16 protein-coding genes and 1 tRNA gene are annotated in these 20,549 nt (G+C 56.8%); 3 read left to right on the top strand and 14 right to left on the bottom strand.

Translation table 11 applies throughout. The features are described from left to right. Nucleotides 1-13: 13 nt before the first annotated feature. The 10 genes from tssI to B0G81_RS43885 all read right to left on the bottom strand — a co-directional run bounded on the left by tssI (nucleotide 14) and on the right by B0G81_RS43885 (nucleotide 13,178). Nucleotides 14-2,746 (bottom strand): type VI secretion system Vgr family protein, encoded by a 2,733-nt coding sequence (gene tssI / locus B0G81_RS31665; protein ID WP_134140860.1) that lies wholly within the window; start codon nucleotides 2,744-2,746, stop codon nucleotides 14-16. 1,287 nt (nucleotides 2,747-4,033) lie between these two features. Further along, nucleotides 4,034-4,987 (bottom strand): IS5 family transposase, encoded by a 954-nt coding sequence (locus B0G81_RS31660; protein ID WP_132374016.1) that lies wholly within the window; start codon nucleotides 4,985-4,987, stop codon nucleotides 4,034-4,036. Then, the gene (locus B0G81_RS31655) at nucleotides 4,984-5,919 is read right to left on the bottom strand and encodes a M50 family metallopeptidase (protein WP_134140855.1); all 936 of its coding nucleotides are present in this window, start codon (nucleotides 5,917-5,919) and stop codon (nucleotides 4,984-4,986) included. Before B0G81_RS31655 ends, B0G81_RS31660 begins: the two co-directional genes overlap by 4 nt. 508 nt (nucleotides 5,920-6,427) lie before the next feature. Further along, a complete protein-coding gene (locus B0G81_RS31650) occupies nucleotides 6,428-7,171 on the bottom strand; it encodes a hypothetical protein (protein ID WP_134140851.1) in 744 nt (247 codons plus the stop codon). A gap of 436 nt (nucleotides 7,172-7,607) precedes the next feature. Next, nucleotides 7,608-8,312, bottom strand: a complete 705-nt coding sequence (locus B0G81_RS31645; RefSeq protein ID WP_134140847.1) for a hypothetical protein — start codon at nucleotides 8,310-8,312, stop codon at nucleotides 7,608-7,610. Further along, complete coding sequence (locus B0G81_RS31640; RefSeq protein WP_134140845.1) at nucleotides 8,312-8,980, bottom strand: hypothetical protein; 669 nt, start codon at nucleotides 8,978-8,980, stop codon at nucleotides 8,312-8,314. Before B0G81_RS31640 ends, B0G81_RS31645 begins: the two co-directional genes overlap by 1 nt. Before the next feature lie 323 nt (nucleotides 8,981-9,303). After that, complete coding sequence (locus B0G81_RS31635) at nucleotides 9,304-9,825, bottom strand: hypothetical protein (RefSeq protein WP_134140841.1); 522 nt, start codon at nucleotides 9,823-9,825, stop codon at nucleotides 9,304-9,306. Nucleotides 9,826-9,907: 82 nt separating this feature from the next. Then, the gene (locus B0G81_RS31630) at nucleotides 9,908-10,372 is read right to left on the bottom strand and encodes a hypothetical protein (RefSeq protein WP_134140838.1); all 465 of its coding nucleotides are present in this window, start codon (nucleotides 10,370-10,372) and stop codon (nucleotides 9,908-9,910) included. Between the two features lie 27 nt (nucleotides 10,373-10,399). Further along, on the bottom strand, nucleotides 10,400-12,985 hold the full coding sequence (locus tag B0G81_RS31625; RefSeq protein ID WP_134140836.1) for an AAA family ATPase: 2,586 nt from the start codon (nucleotides 12,983-12,985) through the stop codon (nucleotides 10,400-10,402). A 46-nt stretch (nucleotides 12,986-13,031) separates the two neighbouring features. Next, nucleotides 13,032-13,178 (bottom strand): hypothetical protein, encoded by a 147-nt coding sequence (locus B0G81_RS43885; RefSeq protein ID WP_166679085.1) that lies wholly within the window; start codon nucleotides 13,176-13,178, stop codon nucleotides 13,032-13,034. A 274-nt stretch (nucleotides 13,179-13,452) separates the two neighbouring features. Between B0G81_RS43885 and B0G81_RS31620 the strand changes: the two genes are divergently transcribed. The 3 genes from B0G81_RS31620 (at nucleotide 13,453) to B0G81_RS31610 (ending at nucleotide 16,006) form a co-directional block, all read left to right on the top strand. Then, nucleotides 13,453-14,049 (top strand): recombinase family protein, encoded by a 597-nt coding sequence (locus tag B0G81_RS31620; RefSeq protein ID WP_134140834.1) that lies wholly within the window; start codon nucleotides 13,453-13,455, stop codon nucleotides 14,047-14,049. A 282-nt stretch (nucleotides 14,050-14,331) separates the two neighbouring features. Next, nucleotides 14,332-14,907: a hypothetical protein gene (locus tag B0G81_RS31615; RefSeq protein WP_134140832.1), complete on the top strand. Its 576-nt coding sequence runs from the start codon at nucleotides 14,332-14,334 to the stop codon at nucleotides 14,905-14,907. Nucleotides 14,908-15,427: 520 nt separating this feature from the next. Continuing rightward, complete coding sequence (locus B0G81_RS31610; protein ID WP_134140828.1) at nucleotides 15,428-16,006, top strand: hypothetical protein; 579 nt, start codon at nucleotides 15,428-15,430, stop codon at nucleotides 16,004-16,006. An 84-nt stretch (nucleotides 16,007-16,090) separates the two neighbouring features. Here B0G81_RS31610 and B0G81_RS31605 read toward each other — a convergent pair whose 3' ends face one another. From B0G81_RS31605 to B0G81_RS31590, 4 genes are all read right to left on the bottom strand, one after another. Next, the gene (locus tag B0G81_RS31605; RefSeq protein ID WP_134140823.1) at nucleotides 16,091-17,362 is read right to left on the bottom strand and encodes a hypothetical protein; all 1,272 of its coding nucleotides are present in this window, start codon (nucleotides 17,360-17,362) and stop codon (nucleotides 16,091-16,093) included. Nucleotides 17,363-17,872: 510 nt separating this feature from the next. Beyond that, nucleotides 17,873-17,963: transfer RNA gene (locus tag B0G81_RS31600), tRNA-Ser, on the bottom strand. A 60-nt stretch (nucleotides 17,964-18,023) separates the two neighbouring features. Next, entirely contained in the window at nucleotides 18,024-20,042 is a 2,019-nt protein-coding gene (locus tag B0G81_RS31595) for a sodium:solute symporter family protein (RefSeq protein WP_106285015.1), read from the bottom strand. A 4-nt stretch (nucleotides 20,043-20,046) separates the two neighbouring features. Then, on the bottom strand, nucleotides 20,047-20,421 hold the full coding sequence (locus B0G81_RS31590; protein WP_134140820.1) for a DUF4212 domain-containing protein: 375 nt from the start codon (nucleotides 20,419-20,421) through the stop codon (nucleotides 20,047-20,049). Nucleotides 20,422-20,549: the final 128 nt, after the last annotated feature.

Raw genomic sequence — 20,549 nt, 5'->3', positions numbered from 1 at the left:
TGGGTGTAACGTATCAGGCCAGCCGTTCGCCACGATTGGTCCGCTGGTCGGCATGGTCCGGATCGCCCTGAAGGGCATCTTTGACGTTCAGATCGTAGTGACTGCCGTTGGCGAGCTTGACCTGGTACGCTGGCGTACCGGGCTGATGATCCTTCACGACGACACGCCCGAATTCGTCGGTGACGCCTTCGCCGATCTTTGCGCCGCCCTTGTAGAGGTCAAAGGGTTCACTAGCGAACTGATGTGCTTCGCCCGGCAACGCTCCGAGCGCGAAATGCAACTGCTCCTTCTCAGGCGGCAAGGCCGGAATAGTCGGCGTGCTCACGCTGTCCGGCCCGGTGAACGTCCGGTTTGCCGAGTGCACCTCGAAGCCACCGGACGTCCCATGCTTGATTTGCCCGGACGTCCATCGGGTATAGCTGCCGCCCCCGTTGATCTCGACTTCCTGCTGCGCGCTGATCGTGATCTTGGTGGCGGTCACCGTGACATTGAGCTTCGCGAGGAGATTGATGCTGTCCTTCAGCGCCTTCACATCGATGTCACCTGCAGCCGCGATGAGCCGCATGCCCGCCTCGGTGACGAACAGGCGAAATGCTTTTCGCGCGCTGGCGAAGAAGCCACCGCCCGTGCTGATCGATACGTGCGCGCCGGTCGTGACCGAGGTAGTCTTGCCGCTGCTCAGGTGAATCTGCTCCGGCGTGCTGGTGGCGACACCAGCGGGACTTGCCAGTACGAGATGGGGTTGCTCGAACTGCTTCAGCGCACCGCCACCCTGGATGGCCTTCGCCTGCGCTTTCAGGGTACTGGCGACCGCCTTCTGTTCGCCATCCTGTGCCCCCGCTGTCTGAGCCGACTGCGCGAGGCTCGCTGCCGTATCCTGGGCGCTCGCCAACTGGAGGTTCACCTCATCAACGCTGAATGCGTCTCCGGTTGCGCCCGAGCGCGGATGAGTCGTCAGCAGCAGCCCGCGCGCACCACGCACGGCCGCATTCCCATCGGTGCGCAGCTCCACGCCTTCACCGCGTTTTTCGGCACGACCGGACGGCTCACTTACCCGCGTGATATAGCCCGCGTGCAGGCCCGATTCGAGGTGATCGCTGCGTATCTGCGTTTGCACCTGACCGGTGGTGTCGTCCTTGAGCCAGACGTTGTTCTGGCTGCCGCCGATTTCCTTGCTGACGAACCCCGACAGCATGTGCTGATCGGGCAGGTTCCACTGCGGTCGGTTCGTGCCGTTGCCCACGCGCGCCGTGATGAGAGGCCTGTCCGGATCGCCGTCGAGAAACGAAACGACCGCCTCGTCGCCAATTCTCGGCAGCTGGATACCACCAAAGCCGCCGCTCGCCCACGGCTGCGCAACACGCACCCAGCACGAGCTCCGGTCGTCGCGCTGACCGATACGGTCCCAATGAAACTGCACTTTCACGCGGCCCAGTTCGTCCGTATAAACTTCCTGTCCGCCCGGTCCCACCACGGTCACCGTCTGTAACTGCATGACCGGCTTGCGATGTTCAAACGGACTGCGGAACGGCACGGACTTGCGCTGGACCTCTATCTCGACGCGGAAAAAACCGCCCGAGCCATCTGCGTGCGGCACGCTGGAAGCCGGACTGTCCTGGGCGCTTTCACGCGCTTGGGCTATCCGGTTTTGCAAGCTGTGCGGGAAGTTCGCATGGTGACTCGACGCCGGAACGTTGTTCTCGATCAGCCACACCGTCTCGATGATCGCGAACTGCCGCCTGTCGGCGGCGTCGGGGTCGTGCTCGGGATGCCCGGTGAGTTCGAACCAGCGACCGGCATCGATGCCGCGCACACCGCCGACACCGTAAAACCGCTTCGCCTCCGACTCCCATTGCTCCATGCGAATCTTCGACAGGTGCTCGCCGCGTTCCTGCTTCAGGTAACTATAGGGTCCTGTGTATTCGTAGACTTCCAGCTCGTCCGGCAATTCGTGCGACACCGTGGGGATGCTGGTGCCTTTCGGATTGGCGAGCGACGACGGGCTTTTGTAGTCGGCTGTACGGGTTGTCAGCACCGCGCTGTGCAGGGTGCGTTCGCTCGACCAGTGAACCAACGCGTCCAGTTCGCTGCTCGTACCGTAACGGGAAAACTGCACCGTCTGCGGGGCGAGCGGTTCAAACGTGTCAAGCCGGTCCGTAATCGTCAGCGTATGCGACTTGCCGTCCTCGCTCTGTGTCCAGAAGCCGAACAGTCCCTCCTCTTCGATCAGCCGATGAGCAAAATTCCAGTCGTCTTCATATTGCGTGCAATAAGACCTCGGCGGTAACGGTGTCGAGAGTTTGAACTGAAACTGCCCTTTCGCCTGGGGGTGGGTATTGAACACATCGGTCAGGATGGCATCGGCGGACTTATCCTGCCAGATACGCTGGTCGCGGCGGAATTTGAGGAAATTCATCCACGAGGCAAAACGGATCGAATAGCTGGTTAATCCGCCATCTGATCCCAGTCTCCGCACGCCGAACACATAGCCGTGAAAGGGGCGATAGGATTTATCTGCCTGCTGAAGCCACAGGGTTACTGGCTGGCCGATCAGTTTCTTAAGCTTGATATTGCCGTTTGTTGACTGGACGTCGAGCGTGAATTCGAAATGTCGCCCGATTCGCGACCAGCCCGCCGCCCGCTGCGGTAACAGCACACTGTTCCCGAGCGGTGTATCCAGTTTCAGCAAACGGTCCTGCTGGATCAGTCCGCTCTGAATGGCTCTCACAATATCCTGCGCATTCATTTCCACCCCAGTTACTTTTAACGTGTTTTTTGTCGTGAGCGACCGAGGATTTTGATGACCCGGCAGCCGATCGATTGCTGGCTATCTCGATTCCCCGATACGAGGTTCACGATGGCACCGGCACACCCCGAGCCATGGTGTAGGTTTGACGAAATATAGAGGACCATTCCCGGCGAGCTGACCGGACACGAAAAAGGAAGGGCCTAGTCTGATCATATCAGCCGCGCTGCAACTTCAAGTCAACTTCATGACATGAATTAACAGATTTTATGCTGGGTAGATAAATCTCAGTCGAGGTGTGTGCGGCTCACGGCAACAGCGGGGGCGTGGCCCTAGAATACGCCGCCTCGCGGGGTTCAAGTCGTGGTCCAACTTCAGGTGTCTGTATGCGGAAGTCGACTTATCCGGTGCAAAGTACATTCTGAACAACGGGAAATCGCAGCTGCTATCGCTCTGTTTGCGAACCGCCAGTGGGCGTGCGGACCGGCATTGTCGTCGTGAGCGTCGTGCTGGCGTGGCTAACAACCGCGCTCGTTGAACGGCCGGTGCGCCTGGGACCGCCCGTCCGGTGGAAACTGGTTGCGCCATGCGTGCTGATGCTCGGCATCGCGTGGCTTGACGGTACTACCCATGCGCGCGCGGGGGGGCCGGAAGAGGTACAGCCCGGATGCGGCTGTCACCACGGCGACGCTGGGCGCTGGTCACGAATTCGTTGATCTCATGTGCGGCGTGTCGCGAGTTGACACTTCGGCTGATACAACGGTGACAGATTCAACAATGTCTACGGAAGGCGTGGTCATACATTTTTTGAATTGATGGCCACGCCTTGCGATGCACTCTCCCCGTGCATGCCCCCTCCAGAACTCGACGTTATCAAACTGAGCCCTTAGCCTTTGTCAATTCTCTGCAGCCTCCAGGCAGAGGCAACCAGCGTCCACTTTGCGTTTCTCGATATGTCTCGACGTTCGGTTCAACACCTTCTTTCGCGTCCACGCGCACGCGGGTTCTTATCCACGCCGGTAGCCATGCCTTATAACCGAGGAATTTTGGGCAATTTCGAAAGCTCCCGGTTTTTACGAACCAGTACAAGTATAGGAATGGCAACGTTCCTGCAAAGTACACTGCACTAAGAGTTAGGGAAGGTCTGCACAACTCGTTTTCAGAGCGCTGATTTTTTGACACTTGGGGCGTATCAGCCGTAAGCGTCTGCTGGCAGGTTGTTCGTCTGGCTTTTCAGGTATGACGACCTCCGTTTGCCGAGACTCACGGCCTTTACCTCCGAGCGTTTCACGCCTTGCGTAATGCCTTGCGTGCCATCCAGAGGTTGCCCAGCGCAAACAGTGTCGTGATCTGCGCGGTGTTCTTCAACAATCCCCGGTACCGCGTCTTCGTATAGCCAAACTGCTGCTTGAGCACGCGGAACGGATGTTCAACCTTGGCGCGCACGCCAGCCTTCAGACGCTCAATCTGGTTGTATATCGCGTCCAGACGATTGTTCAGGTCCAGTTGTCGACGCTTGCCTGGTCGCATCGCTACATGCCAGCGTACCGGGTTCGCCTGACAGCGCTTCTCAATACCCTGATATCCGGCGTCAGCGTACACATCCTTTTCCTGGCCGTGCAACAGCGCTTCGGCCGCAATGATGTCGTGGACGTTGGCCGCCGTACCAATGACGGTGTGGACCAGACCCGACTCCGCGTCCACGCCGATGTGGGCTTTCATCCCGAAGTACCATTGATTTCCCTTCTTCGTCTGGTGCATCTCCGGGTCCCGTGTACCGGAGCCGTTCTTCGTCGAACTGGGTGCGGAAATCAAGGTCGCGTCGACCGCCGACCCTGCCTTCAACATCAAGCCTTTCTCGGTCAGGATCTCATTGACCAGCGTGAGCATCTGCGCGGCCAGGCCGTGCGTTTCGAGAAGGTGCCGGAACCGCAGAATCGTGCTCTCGTCCGGCAAACGCGTCATACCTTCGTTCAGCCCCGCAAACTCGCGATACAGCGGCACGTCATAAAGCGCCTCTTCCATCGCAGGGTCTGACAGACCAAACCACTGCTGCATGAAGTGGATCTGCAGCATCGTCGCAACCGGAAATGGTGGCCTTCCAGTCTTGCCCCTCGGATAGTGCGGTTCGATCAACGCAATCAACCTTGACCATGGCACAACGCGCCTCATCTCATCGAGAAATTCCCGCTTGCGCGTACGTTTCGTTGAAAGATCCAGACCAAGACCGAGCTGTGTCATCGACGAACTCCTTTAACTCGCGTTCTCCCAGGATAGGCCAACCAGACTTCAACGCCAGGACTTTTGCAGACTTTCCTTAGTGTGCCAATCACTATATATCGCCACCAGTGCGCCAAGTTTGGGCAAAAATTCGGATCGGCGGCAATCACCCCCGCGATCAGGAACAGAATTATCTGCGTGTAAGGCCATACTCCTGAAACCGTGTATAGCTTACATTGGCGCAAGTCGCAGCCAGACCGCTTCAGGTCCTTTATCAGTTCGGAAAGACCAAAAACGCTGCACGGTCTATCAAAATGGCTAAGGAATGTCACGCCGTTTTTATCGTCCTTACCATAGAACGCGATGCAGGTCCGGATATTTCCGGTGACTAGCTTGCTCGGCGCGGCGTCGCGCTTCGCTATAGCATATCCCCGCTGCCTAACATCGACAGCAATTTCCAATATTCGTTCGATCTGGTCTTGCTCCACCTTCCCCTGCGTTTCCAAGGTCTTCGCCAATTCGTCCAGCTGGGAAAGCTTTAGCTCGAGCTGCGGAGCAACTCGATACATCGCAACTCTCATGAACCGTTCGTCTAGATGTTTAGGCCAAGTGCCATCAGATAGCGAATAGTCGTTGCCGAAGTATGAAATCCTGTCGTCGCGAGCGTTCTTCATCGATTGGTCGATGAACGCCGCCTCAGTGAGCGTAGTGCCATTCTGAGCAACGAGCAGGCCCGCTTTAAAGAGTAGATACTCGGCTGCAAAGCCAGCCAGTGCGATCAATTGTTTCGATTCAGGCGGTCGAATAGCGCGCGTCACTGCTGAGCGTTGCTTATTGTCGTGGAGTAGTTCCATATACGCGACGCTGCCCCCGAACAAATATGTTGCAACAGCGTGGCCAGCCTCATGGAAGCACTGATAGGCTACTTCGGAGATTCGGATTGGTTGACTCATAGTTTTGGTTTTTAGTGAGCCGTTAAGGGTTAAGCAATTCTCAACGATTCCGCGGTTTCACATCGAATGACGCTAACGGCTCGGTCCCGGATTCGTTCCCCCGGTTCCTCGCCTGCGGTCTTCAGCTCTTTGTCCGAGTTCGACGGTGTCCATGACTCTGCTTTAGTCAAAAGATCATCGGCATCGCGCGCCAGCTCATCCAGTGAATGAATCATGCGGCCCTGACTGCCTCGTTTTGGCCGTTTTCAGGCTGCCATGACGCCTCGCACGGACCCATTTCATTTCACGGTTTGTTTCAAAACGACCGCTCAACGCGAAAACACACTTGCCGCCAGAACATGCGAAAAGCGTTTCCCGCATGGGCTTGCAGATACCTCGTGTGTTCATTTGGCGCTGCCGCAGAGTAAGCCACGGTAGAAGATACATTTCTGATCGGAAAGCTGCCTCTAGCGGCTTGTCGCGGTCCCGCCGGTTAGAAATGAGATCAGCAAACTGGTCGTTGTGCCTGTCAATGGCCGTTGATAAATTCTTGGGCAAGACGTTTGAACACTGCGATTCCGTTTGCGATTTCGGCAGCGTATTCCCGATCTTCGTTGCTACGAATAGTCAGTTCAGGAAGAAAGCGTTTGATACGAGGAGTATTCGTCCTAGAGTAGTCCCACTTTTTCCTTCGAACGATTGCCTGAAGCGTTTCTAGGCATTCGATAATCGCGTCTTGGCGCGGGGCATATCCTGGATCGACCGACCTAAGCGGATGGCGTTGTCCCCAGCGGCTGAACGGATCAAATCCACGACTTCCTGTACTGATCTGATTTAACCCCTCATCGGAAATCTCCCAGCCGTCGGTAAAAGGCCAAAGTTCGGCCAGGAGCGTGCCCAACTTCTCCCGGAAGCTATCGACAATCGCCCACTCGTCACGACGATTGAAGCCCCCAGTGATGACGGGCTTGCCGATACCTTGGCTCGCAGCGACAACTGCTTGGGCTTTCCAGGCACGCAAGACGTTCTCGGTATAAGTACCTGCAAGCTGACGATTATCAACCTCGCGATGGCAGTTAGCGCAAAGAGCAATGCCATTCTCAAAGGTATCGTAGGCAGCCAACACTCGATGACGTGGACCATTGGTTGCTCCCGAGACAATGTGAGCGCCTTCACCGATGATCAATTGCTTTCCTGGAGTTATTGGGGCGACGAGCTTGTTGTTGCAGCCTTCACGCATACAAACACATCCCGCAGCCATATATAACTGCATTCGGATTTCCAGTGAAAACCCAGACATAAGTGGCACCCCTGCAATATTCGGTTGTTCGACACGGTCATGTTGACTGTGGTTGCATTCAAGTCCGGGTCGAAAGCAGCTAACGGCGCATTAACTGCGTGTCTTCCCCTCGTCAAATCAAATGAAACTCTTCACCTGCCGTCGGTCGGTTGCAATGATATCCGACGTTCACGCCCTATGAACAAACACCGGTTACACAACGCAAAGCAGACCGCCGCGACCAATGCGACCGTCCGTTTTAATGCTTGGCACACCCTTGCGCACTCTCACCGTTTCGCTCGTGACACGGCTGCACTGCAGGGGAGTGTCTGATTCCGTTCATAGCATCGTCTTTCTGGCCCCGAGTGATCACGAGGTGTGGGAGTGGCTTGTGGTTCTGGCAACCGTTGTCGTCCGGTTGTTCGACTGACTAGACCCCGAGCAGAACTTTTGCGTGGCTGGCATTGCTTGCGTAAACAATTTCGAGGGGATCAAATTCGGCCTTGAGATCGTGGTTGAGACCGGAGTCATCCCTCCCCGCATAGTCTCTCGTATTGGACGAGAGGAAGACTATCTTAGACTTCAAGCCCGCGTCCCGCAATTCGGTCACGGCTTCGAGATACGTCTCAATGACGATGCAATCCTTCACCAGGCCACCACCAGGTTTCCCCGGCGTCCTGCCTATATCCATGCGAGCAATTGCGCGATCGGCAACGCCTGCGCTCTGTACGGTAGGCGTTGACGCCGCGATCCAGCGGTCAAACGCAGAGCGAGCCCCTACCGCAAACCTAGGAAGGTCACTAAGTTCGACCGTTCCCGTGACGCCGAAAATCCGGGCAATTGCAAAAACTCTATCGGCCTGTTGTTTAAATTTGGATATTTTGGACTTTGTTACGTCCTCAACTTCCGCCGTGTTTGCATTTAACTCTCGTTGTACTTGTGGTGCTAAGAGGCTAACCAATTTCCCATGGCTCGCCATTTTGGCGACCAAGTCTAGTGCGGCCTGAAAATTATGCGATCGAGCTTCCTCGCGCGTCGGATCACGCATGATATCCAAGATGGAACAGGTATCAGCGCAAAGGACGGGCGCACCGAGCGCGACCAATCGTTGCACTTCAGATGCGACGAGCCCCATTACTTGTGTCCATCGTAATAGTCGAGGAGTTCGATGGCCGATTCGTATTCAATCGCGAGATCATTCGCGACGTCTTCCGGCCACTTGTCCGCTTTCACTAACCACTGCGCAAGACGGGAAGGGGTGAGTCTTCCATGTCCCGTTTCGTGCTGCATGACAAGGAAATGCATCCAGCTTTGTCGGTCGCTCGGATGGCTGGCTCCGGTTGCCTTATTTGCCGAGGCACAAAATTCCCATAGCGCGTTTGCAGCCGATTGGCTGGTCCAGTCGAGCGGACCTTCGTGGTCCGGGGACAATTCGATTGAGCTATCCGGAGCCGCAGCCTTTACAACTGTCTCTGCAAAGTCTCGCAGGATGACGTTGTACTGCTGCTCACTCAGCGAGTTTGCCTCGCGCGGAACGATGTTTGTCACTTTGTAGCCACCCGCGCCGTTGGGCCAAAGGGTCACAAGTGCAGCTTCGGCATCGAGGTCGCGTTCGCGCCTAAACGCGACCATCCCTTCGCCGGGAAGCAATTTTGCGCCAACGATGCGCGACTCTGCTTCGGGATCGTGGAACCAAGGCTTCCGCGCTGTTGCAATCAGTTTGTCACGCAGTGCCGGAGCGTCTTTGTCTACGGCAATGACCGAAAGGTCTTGAAAGACCCGGATTGTCGGCATGCTGCTCATACGTCATCCTCAACGCGCTTAGCGCGGTATGTCCTTCTAGTGAATAGCAGGTCGCGACAGTCGCGCCTTTGCAAGCAATCGTCGCCTATATGCGGCCAGCAATCTTAGCATCCTGACTCGTGGTTCCATCATCATCGTTGGCAGGATGTGGCACGCTGGCGGTCCGAAGTGTACGCAGAGCCAAGATTGCGGGGAGCACACTCGTCTCGACGCCCAGCATCGAGACGAAGATGCTCGAAGCGCTTGGATAGGATGTCGAAGATAAAGTGCCCCGCTTCGACACGTCGAACGGAATTCCCTTGTCGACGCTCTAGGCCCATCCGTTAGACCGCACCACGCAGCGACGAAATTGCTTGATCCAACCAGATATGCAGTTGGTGCGCGCCCGTTGGTAGATGCTCGACGCCCAAAGCGATCAATTTATCTGCGACTGTCTGGATTGATCGAGCTGGGAGATTTCGAACTGCCTCTGCCACCGCGGATCGTTCTTCAGGGGTCGAGTCGGGAAGCCCTTCGGCCTTGACGAGCAAAAGGGCACGAAGGGATTCCTCATGAATCTTGACGGTGACTACACCGAGTATTGCCGACAATCCACCATCGTCCGCGAGAAAGTCTAGACCTCGGGCCGTAATCTTGGGCAGTGAGAACGACAGATGGTGATCGAGCCCATATGTAACGTTCGCTTCCACGAGTCCGTGTTCCTCGAGGTAACACATATTTGCTGCATATCGAAACTCGGCGGCGTCGTCCCACGCACGGGCAATTTGGCGAATATCGAATGGAAGCGGATAACTTTCGGCGAGTTGCTTCAGAAGTTCATGCTGGTATTCGCGATCAAGACTCATTTCATTTCCTTAGCTGTCGCAGTGTCTTCGAGCGCCAGAAATCGGGCGGAGACTGGTCAAGCACCGCCTATCTTTAGTGACGTCAGCAAGAGCAAACGTTGGGACGACACCGACCGTGAGTTTTCCGAGACATTGGGAGAGTCACCGTTACATTGCTGGCCCACTTCAGGAGGGCAAGAGCTTCGACGCGTTCCGCATCGGAATATGAGTCAAGCACGAATCGGCTTCGTCCGTGATACATGCGTCCTGCGAGGTTTGGCGCAACACTTCTCAATTCCAGGCCTTCGGCGTCCATCAACAGGAAGCGGTCAAACGTAACGATGTCGCCACGGCGACCTTTGTTGTCCGAACTGCGTCGAGGACCGACGCCGATCCAAGTCAATTTCTGCGCGATTCCTAAACTCATTGGTTCGGCACCGATGCCTCCCACACCGATCACGGCATCAAAATGAAAATCACGAATCCTCCCCATGCAGTCGTTGATACCGAATCGCCCCGAACGATCTGGATCACCCGTGTGAGTTCGCTTGTAGGTCAGTATTCGCATTTGCCGATCACTGTGCCCATCTCTGACCTACGCCGCTGCGCGCTTATCAAATTCCCCAATCCAATCGATCATAAGTTTGAGATCGTCGGCAAGCTCGTCAACTCCTGGAAGGTTCGCGTCGACTTCGTCCGATTGCGAATGTTCAAAGCGTGAATATTTCGTCATCATCTGATCGACGAGCACACAGTCGTCCGGCGTGATCTTCGCCAGCGATCGAATCTGCTGGGTCTGGACGGAGCGCCGGAAGCGCTCGATCAATCCACTCAACATAACCTTCTCGACAGACCGCTCGACGAGTATTCGGAAGTCGCCGCAAACCGCCTTCATATCATTGTCGTACCCTACATCGCCCGCGTCCAGAAGCTTGCGTAAAGCGGGTAACCGATGGTCGCGCAGCTTCGCGAAGCCCTTGTCGGGCCGTTCTCGCCTTACATCAAGCGTATCCACGACGCCCACCAGCGTGCCCAGCCGCCGCAGTGATATGAAGGCTCGTGTAGGGGAATCACCGCCCGTGGTCGCCGCATTCTTGCTGGCCTTATCCAACGCATCTTCTAGAAGGGCCAGCAATGAAAGTCTGTGTGTGAAAACGATCACCTGCCGTGTGCGCGACAGCTTAACCAGCCGATCAGCGACGCGCTCTTCAAACTCCTGATCGAGAGATGAAATCGGATCATCAAAAACGAACGGCGTCGACTGCCCCGAGCCGGTGATATCGGCGAGGAAGGCTGCCAGCGCAACAATTCGGCTTTCTCCCTCACTCAGAACGGCATGGGCTGCGGCGTTCTGTTTCGTGTCGCGTAGCTTAAGCGCAAACGAAATTCGGCCCTTGCCCTCTTGCAAAGGCTCTGGACTGACGAGTAGACGCTTTCCGCCAAGCGACGATATCTCGGCGAGAAATCTTTCCTGATAGCCCTTCGCAAGCTCCTCGTCCGTGAGATCGTTTTTCTTGCGGGTGAGAGCATTCGTGCCCGTCAAGCGGATCGCTTCGTCAATGTTACTGATGATGCCTTTCCGCACAATTTCTGCTTCCAGAGCAGTCTTCTGTTGCATCATCCATTCACGCGCGCGAAGCTCCTTCAGCGTCTTTTCATGTTCGGCCTTCTTCCCATCTTTCTGCAACTCAGTAAGGATCGCCTCCTCTTTCACCAGCGATGCCGTGAGAGCGGCGATTCCCTCATCCAACTGCACCCAGCCGACTGGCGGCATGTCGGCAACGACAGCGGCTGTCTCCGCCGCTGCGCGGCGAGCCTGAATAGCCTCGAGCAAGCTGTCAGCGTCGGTTGCCTCGATCTTCACGAGCCCAACATCCAAGCGCCATTTGGCGACGGACGGCAATACAGGCAAAGCCTTGATCAAGAAGTCACGCAACTTTTCCGCAGTCTTCGCCCCAGTTTCAAGTCCACCTTTCACGTACGTCTCGAAGCTCGACAGCCGGGCACGCGCCACATCATCAAGCGGCTGCTGACACAAGACGCATTTATCCTCGCTTTCATCGACAGCAGGGAAGGACCTATCTGGGTAAGCCAACTCTTCCGAATACTGCCGTGCCTGATCCCACATCAGGCGCCAGCTTTGTTTACCAACACCATCGAGCGGCGCATTAGCAAATACGCGCTCGGCATCGTCGGTAGCCGCCTTCCGCTTTTCGGCCGCGTCACGTCGGGCATTCAGAACCGCAAGCAGCGTGTCGTCGGACAGCGCATCACGAAGGCTCTTCACTTCATTTGCAAGCTGCAAGAGGAGCTTCTTCTGGCGCTCCAGTTCTTTCAGACGACCGGAAATGTCTTGCTGCTTCAGGCTCGTCTCGATCTTGAGGCGCTCGTCCGCGTCCGCTGCCGTCCAAACGCACGCGGCATCAACGGCAGCCTGCGTTGTCGCAGGTTTAATCGCGGCCCAGAATACCGCCGCTTTCGTGTCGGTATGGTCCGGCGGCATTAGCGGAAGCTTTGTCGGCAACGCGTTCTTCCGCCGCGATAACTCGGCGGCCACCCGTTCCGATATTTCGATTAACCGCGAGATGAACCGCATGCGGCGCGGCTCATAAGACGCAACATTTTTATCGTTGACGTATGATGCGGCGACGGCAGAATCGAAAACGTGGATATGCCGGAGCTTTGCGGCTGGCCCTGCTGCTGCCGTCCATTCAACGGGCTCGGTCGCACCATTCTGCACCACAACGAATTCTGCTGAAGGCGGAATGGGCTTCGCTAAGAAGACGTTGGGAAGAAGGTCTGTGCGCGTTCGCGCGCCGCACGCGTTTTTCACCAGCCGCGCAAAGCCGGACTTCCCGGCACCGTTCGGGCCATAGACAATCGCGAAATCTTTATTGTCGAGATCGAGCGTTGCATCCTGCCGGATTGCGTTAACTCCACTCACCTTCTCGATCTTGGACAACCTGACATGCAGCGATGCGACCGCAGCGGTAAATGCGCCTGCGGGCACCGCCTCGAATACAGCCGCGGGATTTTTTGACGCCTCAGCGAGGCAGAGATCGGCAAGGATGTTTATATCCTTGTCTTCCGGTGGGCGCTGCGATCCGAGCAACCGCGCTGCTGCCGTTTGCATCCAGCGCGGGCGCTCGGCCAGCCAGTCCTCAAATGACGTCTTACTCATCTTGCCCCCAAGGAGTTCCGTGTTCGGCACGCTGTGCCGAACCGCGTCAACGCGATTTAGTTTTCGGTTTCGCCTTTGTCGCGCCTTTGCGCCCGGACAGGTCCGAAGCCGCCACCTCTTTTTCTTTTTTCGAGGCCTTCGGATCGCGCAGAATCTTCGCCGCGTCAGACGCGGCTTTTTTGCCTGTTGCCATGGTCGCCTCTCAGAATATTTTTGTTCGGTCGGTTCTACCGACTTGCGATGATCGTATGTCCTTGCGCCGCGATTGACAAGCGAAACAACGATTGATAGTCGAACTCAGATAAGCACCCGTCAACGCCCTCTCGCACTAGCCCGCGACGATGGCTCATTTCGGTACACCCTGTCGCGCCATGGGCTGCGCCGGGTTCTACCGGCTCATTAGGATCAACCGTCAATTTGAGCTATGGTAAAATTGAGCCATCTATTCAAAAGAGCCAATCGAAACCATGCGAAAACTCTATTACGGGAGGATTTCCACCACAGACGGCCAGTCTTCAGTGAGTCAGTACGATGACGCCAAAGCCCACGGCGTGCAGGACAAGGACGTTTTCATTGACGAGGGCGTGAGCGGCTATCACGTCGCGCCCGGCGAGCGGGAACAGTGGCGCAAAGCGGAGCACGATCTACGGCATGGCGGCATTCTCATCGTGCGCTGGCTCGACCGCATCAGTCGTCGCTACGACGAACTGTATCGAACTATGCGTCGGCTCATGGACCTTGGCGTGCGCGTTGAATGTACGCTCAACGGGATGGTGTTTGACGGTAACGCCGAGGACGCCATCGATAAAGCGATGCGCGACGCGGTTCTTGCGTTCATGTCCGCGCAGGGCGAAGCCGATTATCTGAACCGTGCCGAAATGCAGCGGCGCGGCGTAGCGATCGCGAAGGCAGAAGGGAAATACAAGGGGCGCGCCCGATCCCACGACTACGCCGCCATCAAGGCGTGGCGCGCGGAAACCGGAGCAAGCATCCGGGAAACCGCCGAGAAGTTCGGCGTTGCAGCGGCGACGGTAAAGCGGGCGTGTGCCGAAATTAATGACTGAATCAGTGCAATGCATTGAGCAAGCACACCGAGATCGAGTGGGTGCTTGCTACTACGGCCCATGGCAGTTCAGATCGATCGAAGGTATCCCCCATCCCCTTTCCGGTCGCGCGCTCGTCCACCATGTTACGTGGTCGCCGCAAGAAACCCAATGCTAGTGCACCGATCTAGTGGAGCCAATCACTGCTGAACGACATTTACGCGAAGAAAGGTTAAAGCATGGCGCAGGTTGTGCCGTTATATCAGTCAGTCCTTCCTCATCAGTCCGCCAGACGATCACCCTATGAAGAACGATGAGCACAGGCTCTCCCTATATCGAGAGCGACTGAGCAGGATCACGGTAACAAGTTCATCTGCGCGCGGCCAGCCGGAAGGCACGATCATCGCCGCGCAAGGCTTTCTCATTCGCATCGACCTTGCGACTCTAAGCGAACTCGCTAGTCCTGCAGACTTCGAGACAGTATTGGAGCGGTGGACTGCTGCGTTGAGCGGCAAACTGCAAAGCAAGAGCTGGGGGCATGCGCGCAAATTCTTAAACATTTTTCTCTATTTGTGTTCCAGAGACTTCGAAATCCGGAAACGATACAGCTTGAATCGGTTTGACAAGCTGCTTGAGATTCCCTTGGACCGCCATGTCGCAGAAGGCTTGATGGCCTTCGAACGATGCAGAAAGCATGGCGCGATGACGAAGTTGAACTGGACAACGATAGGCGCCCTTGATCAGGAAAGGAATTCGGCGTTTCAGGCGAGCGCGAGCTTGCTCGCGCGACAGTTGAGGTTGCATCGTGCAGAACTCGATTTGAAGCTGTGGCGTCGCCCCAAGGATCGACGCAAGCTGTGCATCTTGTGTCACGGTTAGCCTCGTCGATTTAAATGCGGTAGTCGCAGCAGCATCCAAAAACTACAGGTCCGTACTTCTCCGTGGTATTGACAGCGAGTTCTTTTCGCCGTGGGGTCTGGAAATGACAAAAAAACAAAAAGGTAAGTGCCCATTCTGCTCGAACGCAGTTGAACCCGACGTGATCGAGGAGAACACCGTTCGCAGAGACAAATGTCGCTGCCCTGAATGTCGAGAGACGATTTACTTGTGTCGTTCCCCGAGTTGCCACGACTATGCAAAGGGAACATCGGTCTACGACCATGAACTGTGCCCTGCATGCACTGAAACAGCCAGCAATGTCGCGGCCGAGGTTGGGAAAGCTGCGCTGAAAATAGGCGTGACGGTGGCAACTGCGATTGCAATGGCTGCGGTGAGTGCGAAGGACAAGTAGCTCGCGTAACGATGACGTTCGACCGCACCGCCACAAGTGGAGTCGGCGTTGCCTATACACTGGTCGCACTCAACCACAGAAAATCGACGATCAGAGAAGCCAGCGAACATGCTAGATCAACCAATGTGGTGGAAGTACGTCGTCGACTGCGCGCAAATTGCATCCGCCATCGGGACATGCGGTGCGGTCATCGTTTCCCTTTGGCTTGCCAATCGAAAGCCCAAACCCGAACTTCGGCTGACAGTCGGGCTGAGAATTCTACTCGGCGGAGGATTGCCCGGGCCACCGTGGCCTGAATTCCTGTGCATTAATATAGTAAATCTGGGCATTACGCCCGCGACCGTCGAAGGCTTTTCGTGGAAGCCGTCGCGCCGGGCAAAGGTTGCCGGTTATCAGAACGTGGATTCTCCGGCTCAGTACGCGCAGAATCCGCGCTTGCCCGCGACGTTGCAGCACGGGCAAAGTGTGACGTTCTTTATCGAAGCGGGCCGGAATAGCGGATGGTTCCAACTGGTCGAGCAGGAAGGATTCTTTGATGAAATCTTGTTGAGTCGGGAACGGCTGGATAAATTGCGCCTAAACGCCTTCACCAGCGTCGGCGTTGTCGCGAAGGCAAAGCCGGCCCCAGACGTCTTGGACCGCTTGTGGGCGGCGATGCAGGCACACAAGACACGCATCGCTCCGTAGGAGTTGGAGCGTGGTCGATCTATTGCTATTCGATGAAATGCTTATCGCTCGTAGCTCGAGTGCCGTATAGATGATCGACACGCGTCATAGATACTGACCAGCCGATCGTATCAGCTCGAGCTTCTCTGCGGTCGTGCACAAAACGCCGTCGACCTGATCCGAGAACTCGCCAGTGCGGATGAGATGCTGCATTGCCTTTTGAACTGTTTGCGGCCTGAGTTGCAACTGCGCCGCCACGGACTGGTGTACCCCCTTTGGCCAAGGCTGTGTCGGAAGCGCTTGCCGTACTCGATCGATGATCTCAGGTGTGACTGGCTGGAGTGCCTTGGGCTGCCGAGGCACAACACGAAGGTCCTTGCCAGCGTCAGCTCGTGATACCCGAACTGGTTCTTGGCATTGAGGACATGTGGCATTCGAGGAGGCTGACGGCCACTCATCCAAGTCAACGGAAAATTCAAAGTTGCACTCTGGACAGTGGATGGGTTCAGGAAGTTCTTGTCGTTGGCGTACGATAACGCCTTTATCTTCGCGGTACTCAGCGATCAGGTTTGACTCGCAGTGCTTGCATTGAACGGCTTTGATTTCCCCATCTCGCTCACGAAGCCGAAAGCTCACATCTACGTTGCAGACTGGACAAAGCGCGACTACTTCTTGGTAGGGCGGCCGGGCCTTCTTAGGACGGAACGAGATTCCGTTGATGTCTGCGGCAAGAGCCCGAACTTCGCGTTTAAGCGCCTTTATTTCAAGGTCCTCTGTTACAGGAACATTTTCCGTTGAGGCACGTTCGAGGGCTGCGAGCCGATCCGTCAATTCGCCGAGGGCCTCGGCTCGCACCTCTTCAGTTTGTCTTTGCTCGTCCAACTCCGCGCCGATTACCCCTTGCCAATCGCTCAAGCTCGTGTCGTTGATAGACCGAAGTGAACCCAGAATATGGATGGCGCTTTCGATCCTTTCCTCCTTTGCAAAGAGCTCCTCTTCGGCGTTCCGATATTCCGTGTACTGCAACTCTTCCTGCAAATAAGTCGAAAGCCTGCTTAACTCCTTCGATAAGTTTGTGACCTTTTCCGCAGCCTTGAGTGCGTATGTTCTAAGGTTCCGCTGCTCGAACTCGCGAACTTCAGCCACTGCCGCCGCTTTGTCCATCGAAGCATAGTAATGAGAGATGCCCCAGCCGATTCCTACTGCAAGTAGCGTAAGGAGCGTGCCCAGCAGAGTGCTTTCTTTGCTCGTGAGAGTTTCAACGCTAATAACAATGAGGATCGCGGCAATGAAACCGACCCCGGCAATGAGCGTCCAGATCAAAGCTCTGGGTGCGCCTTTTTTGGGCTGCGGGGTCTGGGTATGGGATTTCGTCATCTCAGATGTCTGCAAGAGCACTATTTTTTTCGCTGTCGAAACGGCCCGTTTCAGGGCTCAATTTCTGTGAAAGTTCGACCAAAATCTGGAGCCTCAGCGGGCTAGGTTTCGGTTTTTTGCCAGCAGCAATTTGTTTTATCCCACTTTGACCGAATCCCCCGAGTCGATCTCCCGGTGAGGCTGCTCCCTCAGGGCGCATCCCTCCACGTAGGTTACGCGAGCGTCCGACGTTCGCGGATCAATCGCTTTATGCAAGCATTCGGAGGAGCGTAGCGACCGCGAACCATTTGCGCAAGCAATGTGTATGTGATTCCAATGTGTATGTGATTCCAATGTGTATGTGATTCCAATGTGTATGTGATTCCAATGTGTATGTGATTCCAATGTGTATGTGATTCATATGCTACGCGGCAAAAAGAGTTCGCCGGATTGGTTTGATAGTCGTTTTGCACGTCAAAAAACAAAAAGCCGTTGAATCTCTTTTGGATTCAACGGCTTATCATTCATTTCTGGCGGAGAGACGGGGATTCGAACCCCGGATAGGTTATTAACCTATACACGCTTTCCAGGCGTGCGACTTAAACCGCTCATCCATCTCTCCGGCGGGGAGCCGAATTATAGCAAACTTCGCGCGCCGCGCCATACCCATGCGCGAACCGGCCTAAGGATGCCGGATATAGTCCACCAGCGCCCGCGTGTAAGCGTCCGGTTTCCGGTCGATCAGGCTCACGCCGATCGCCACCAGAAACCCCGCCGGCACGCCGAATACGCCTGAGCTGATCGGCTCGATCCCGAACCACCGCGCGCCGGCGAAACCCGTCATCTGCGTGAAGAACGGGTACGTGGAGACAATGTAATAGATGCACACCACCAGCCCCGCCACCATGCCCGCCACCGCGCCGAGCCGCGTGGTGCGCTTCCAGAACACGCCCAGCACCAGCACCGGAAACAGACTCGAAGCCGCCAGCGAAAACGCCGCGCCCACCAGAAACAGAATGTTTCCCGTATTCAGCGACGCTACATACGACGCGAACAGCGCCACCCCCAGCAGCAGAATCTTCGAGATCGTCACGCGCCGCTGACTCGACGCATTCGGATCCACCATGTGGTAGTACACGTCGTGCGACAAGGCATTGGCAATGGTGAGCAGCAAACCGTCCGCGGTGGAAAGCGCCGCGGCCAGCGCGCCCGCCGCGATCAGCCCCGACATCACATACGGCAGCCCCGCAATCTCCGGCGCGGCAAGCACGACCATGTCAGGCTGCATCTGAATCTCGCTCCAGCGCACGATGCCGTCGCCGTTCGTATCGGCAAGACTGATCAGGCTCGGCTCCACCTTGCGCCATTGCATGAGCCACTGCGGCAAGTCGGAGAAGTGATGGCCGACCAGGTTCGTCAATATCTCGTACTTGATCAGCACCGCCAACACCGGCACCGTCAGATAGAACAGCGCGACGAAGAACAGCGTCCATCCGACGGAGCGTCGCGCCGAGGCCACCGAGGTCGTCGTGTTATAGCGCGTCAGAATATGCGGCAAGCTCGCCGTGCCGAGCGACAGGCACAGCAGCAGCGAAAGAAAATTGCGTTCGTGAATGCGTCGGTCTTCATCACTCACGGCGGGGAACGGCTCATGCATCGGCACGGGCGCGGCCGCGCGCATCAGCATTTCATCGCGTCGCTGGGTCCACACGATCTGCGCGGCGGCGGCATCGCGTGGAAACTGTTCGAGCGACCGCTCGCGCTCCTTGATCTCGCGCAGCGGGCCGTTATGGCGGCGTAGATCGGCGACTTCCTGCGTGAGACGCAGTTTCTCGTCGACGAACGATTGCGGCAAGGTGTCGAGCCGCATCTGCATCAGCGCGGCACGGCGGCGATAATCGTCGCGCACGGTCTGCTCGAGCGGCGCGTCGCGCACCTGCTTTTCGAGGCCTTCGACACGTTCCATCAAGCGGCCGTAATTGAATTGCGGCACCCAGCCAAGGCCGTCCTTGTGCGCGATCATCGACACCGGAATCAGGATCGCCGCGATCAGGATGATGTACTGCGCGACCTGCGTCCACGTCACGGCGCGCATGCCGCCAAGAAACGAACACACCAGAATGCCCGCCAGTCCGCAGAAGATGCCGACGGCGAAATCCACGCCGATAAACCGCGTCGCAATCAGGCCGACACCCTGGATCTGCGCGACCAGATAAACGAACGAACACAGAATCGCCGCCAGCGCGGCAAGGCCGCGCACGGCGTTGCTCGAAAAACGCGTGCCGAGAAAATCGGGAATCGTGTAGCGCGCGAGCTTGCGCACATACGGCGCGAGCAGGAACGCGACGAGACAATAGCCGCCGGTCCAACCCATCAGATACGCGAGACCGTCATATCCGGTCGCATAGATCGACCCAGCAAGGCCGATGAACGAGGCTGCTGAAAGCCAGTCGGCCGCCGTCGCCATGCCGTTGAAGGCCGACGGCACGCGCCGCCCGGCCACGTAGTATTCGACCAGATCGGACGTGCGCGACAGCAGGCCGATCACCGCATAGACCGCGATCGGCACGAACAGGAACACATAGCCGATCCATACGCCGGGGCCGGTGGTGCGCTCGATGCGCCACATCACATAAATGAAAAGCAGGAAGCCGAGCGTGTAAAGGGCGTAGGAGGAGATCAGCCGGTTCGTGAGCTTCATCGGCTCAGTTTCCGCGCGCGACGGACGCGTCGGCGCCGACGCTGGCGCTTGCGTCCGCGTCAAAGGCGCGTTTCAACTGGCGGTCGGCGCGCTGCATCAGCACGATATACACGACGATGAGCGCGAGATAGATCAGGATCGCACCCTGCGCGCCGAAGTAGAACGGCAACCTGAAGCCGCCGACCCGCACCTGCGCGAGAGCGGGCGCCATCAGCGGCAAGACGAACGACACGATGAAGCCCAAGGTCATCAACGTCGCGATCAATGCGAGGTTGAAGCGCCAATACTTTTGATGCGCGCGCGCCATCGCTGCCGAGACCGCGGGCGGTTCGGGCAAGGGATTGAGCGTGGCGTGAGAGGAGTGATGCGGCGCGGCCATGCGCCTATGTATCAAAAAGCCACCGGCCAGGCAATCGGGATTGTCCGCCCAGTGGCTTCAACAACGTGGCTTCATGACCAGCAATCTGCGTGCGACCAAGGGTATGCCGTCGACAAACCCTTGCCCTT

The sequence above is a fragment of the Paraburkholderia sp. BL6665CI2N2 genome, assembly GCF_004366535.1.
Taxonomy (GTDB): domain Bacteria; phylum Pseudomonadota; class Gammaproteobacteria; order Burkholderiales; family Burkholderiaceae; genus Paraburkholderia.
This window is presented reverse-complemented; position numbering and strand designations above follow the sequence as displayed.

Bases quoted from the DNA above. Each gene is read 5' to 3' on its own strand.
- B0G81_RS31610 (WP_134140828.1), top strand. From the start codon at position 15,428: ATGCTAGATCAACCAATGTGGTGGAAGTACGTCGTCGACTGCGCGCAA.
- B0G81_RS43885 (WP_166679085.1), bottom strand. From the start codon at position 13,178: ATGGCAACAGGCAAAAAAGCCGCGTCTGACGCGGCGAAGATTCTGCGC.
- B0G81_RS31620 (WP_134140834.1), top strand. From the start codon at position 13,453: ATGCGAAAACTCTATTACGGGAGGATTTCCACCACAGACGGCCAGTCT.
- B0G81_RS31595 (WP_106285015.1), bottom strand. From the start codon at position 20,042: ATGAAGCTCACGAACCGGCTGATCTCCTCCTACGCCCTTTACACGCTC.
- tssI (WP_134140860.1), bottom strand. From the start codon at position 2,746: ATGAATGCGCAGGATATTGTGAGAGCCATTCAGAGCGGACTGATCCAG.
- B0G81_RS31615 (WP_134140832.1), top strand. From the start codon at position 14,332: ATGAAGAACGATGAGCACAGGCTCTCCCTATATCGAGAGCGACTGAGC.
- B0G81_RS31635 (WP_134140841.1), bottom strand. From the start codon at position 9,825: ATGAGTCTTGATCGCGAATACCAGCATGAACTTCTGAAGCAACTCGCC.
- B0G81_RS31630 (WP_134140838.1), bottom strand. From the start codon at position 10,372: ATGCGAATACTGACCTACAAGCGAACTCACACGGGTGATCCAGATCGT.
- B0G81_RS31655 (WP_134140855.1), bottom strand. From the start codon at position 5,919: ATGAGTCAACCAATCCGAATCTCCGAAGTAGCCTATCAGTGCTTCCAT.
- B0G81_RS31660 (WP_132374016.1), bottom strand. From the start codon at position 4,987: ATGACACAGCTCGGTCTTGGTCTGGATCTTTCAACGAAACGTACGCGC.
- B0G81_RS31645 (WP_134140847.1), bottom strand. From the start codon at position 8,312: ATGGGGCTCGTCGCATCTGAAGTGCAACGATTGGTCGCGCTCGGTGCG.
- B0G81_RS31640 (WP_134140845.1), bottom strand. From the start codon at position 8,980: ATGAGCAGCATGCCGACAATCCGGGTCTTTCAAGACCTTTCGGTCATT.
- B0G81_RS31650 (WP_134140851.1), bottom strand. From the start codon at position 7,171: ATGCAGTTATATATGGCTGCGGGATGTGTTTGTATGCGTGAAGGCTGC.
- B0G81_RS31605 (WP_134140823.1), bottom strand. From the start codon at position 17,362: ATGACGAAATCCCATACCCAGACCCCGCAGCCCAAAAAAGGCGCACCC.
- B0G81_RS31625 (WP_134140836.1), bottom strand. From the start codon at position 12,985: ATGAGTAAGACGTCATTTGAGGACTGGCTGGCCGAGCGCCCGCGCTGG.
- B0G81_RS31590 (WP_134140820.1), bottom strand. From the start codon at position 20,421: ATGGCCGCGCCGCATCACTCCTCTCACGCCACGCTCAATCCCTTGCCC.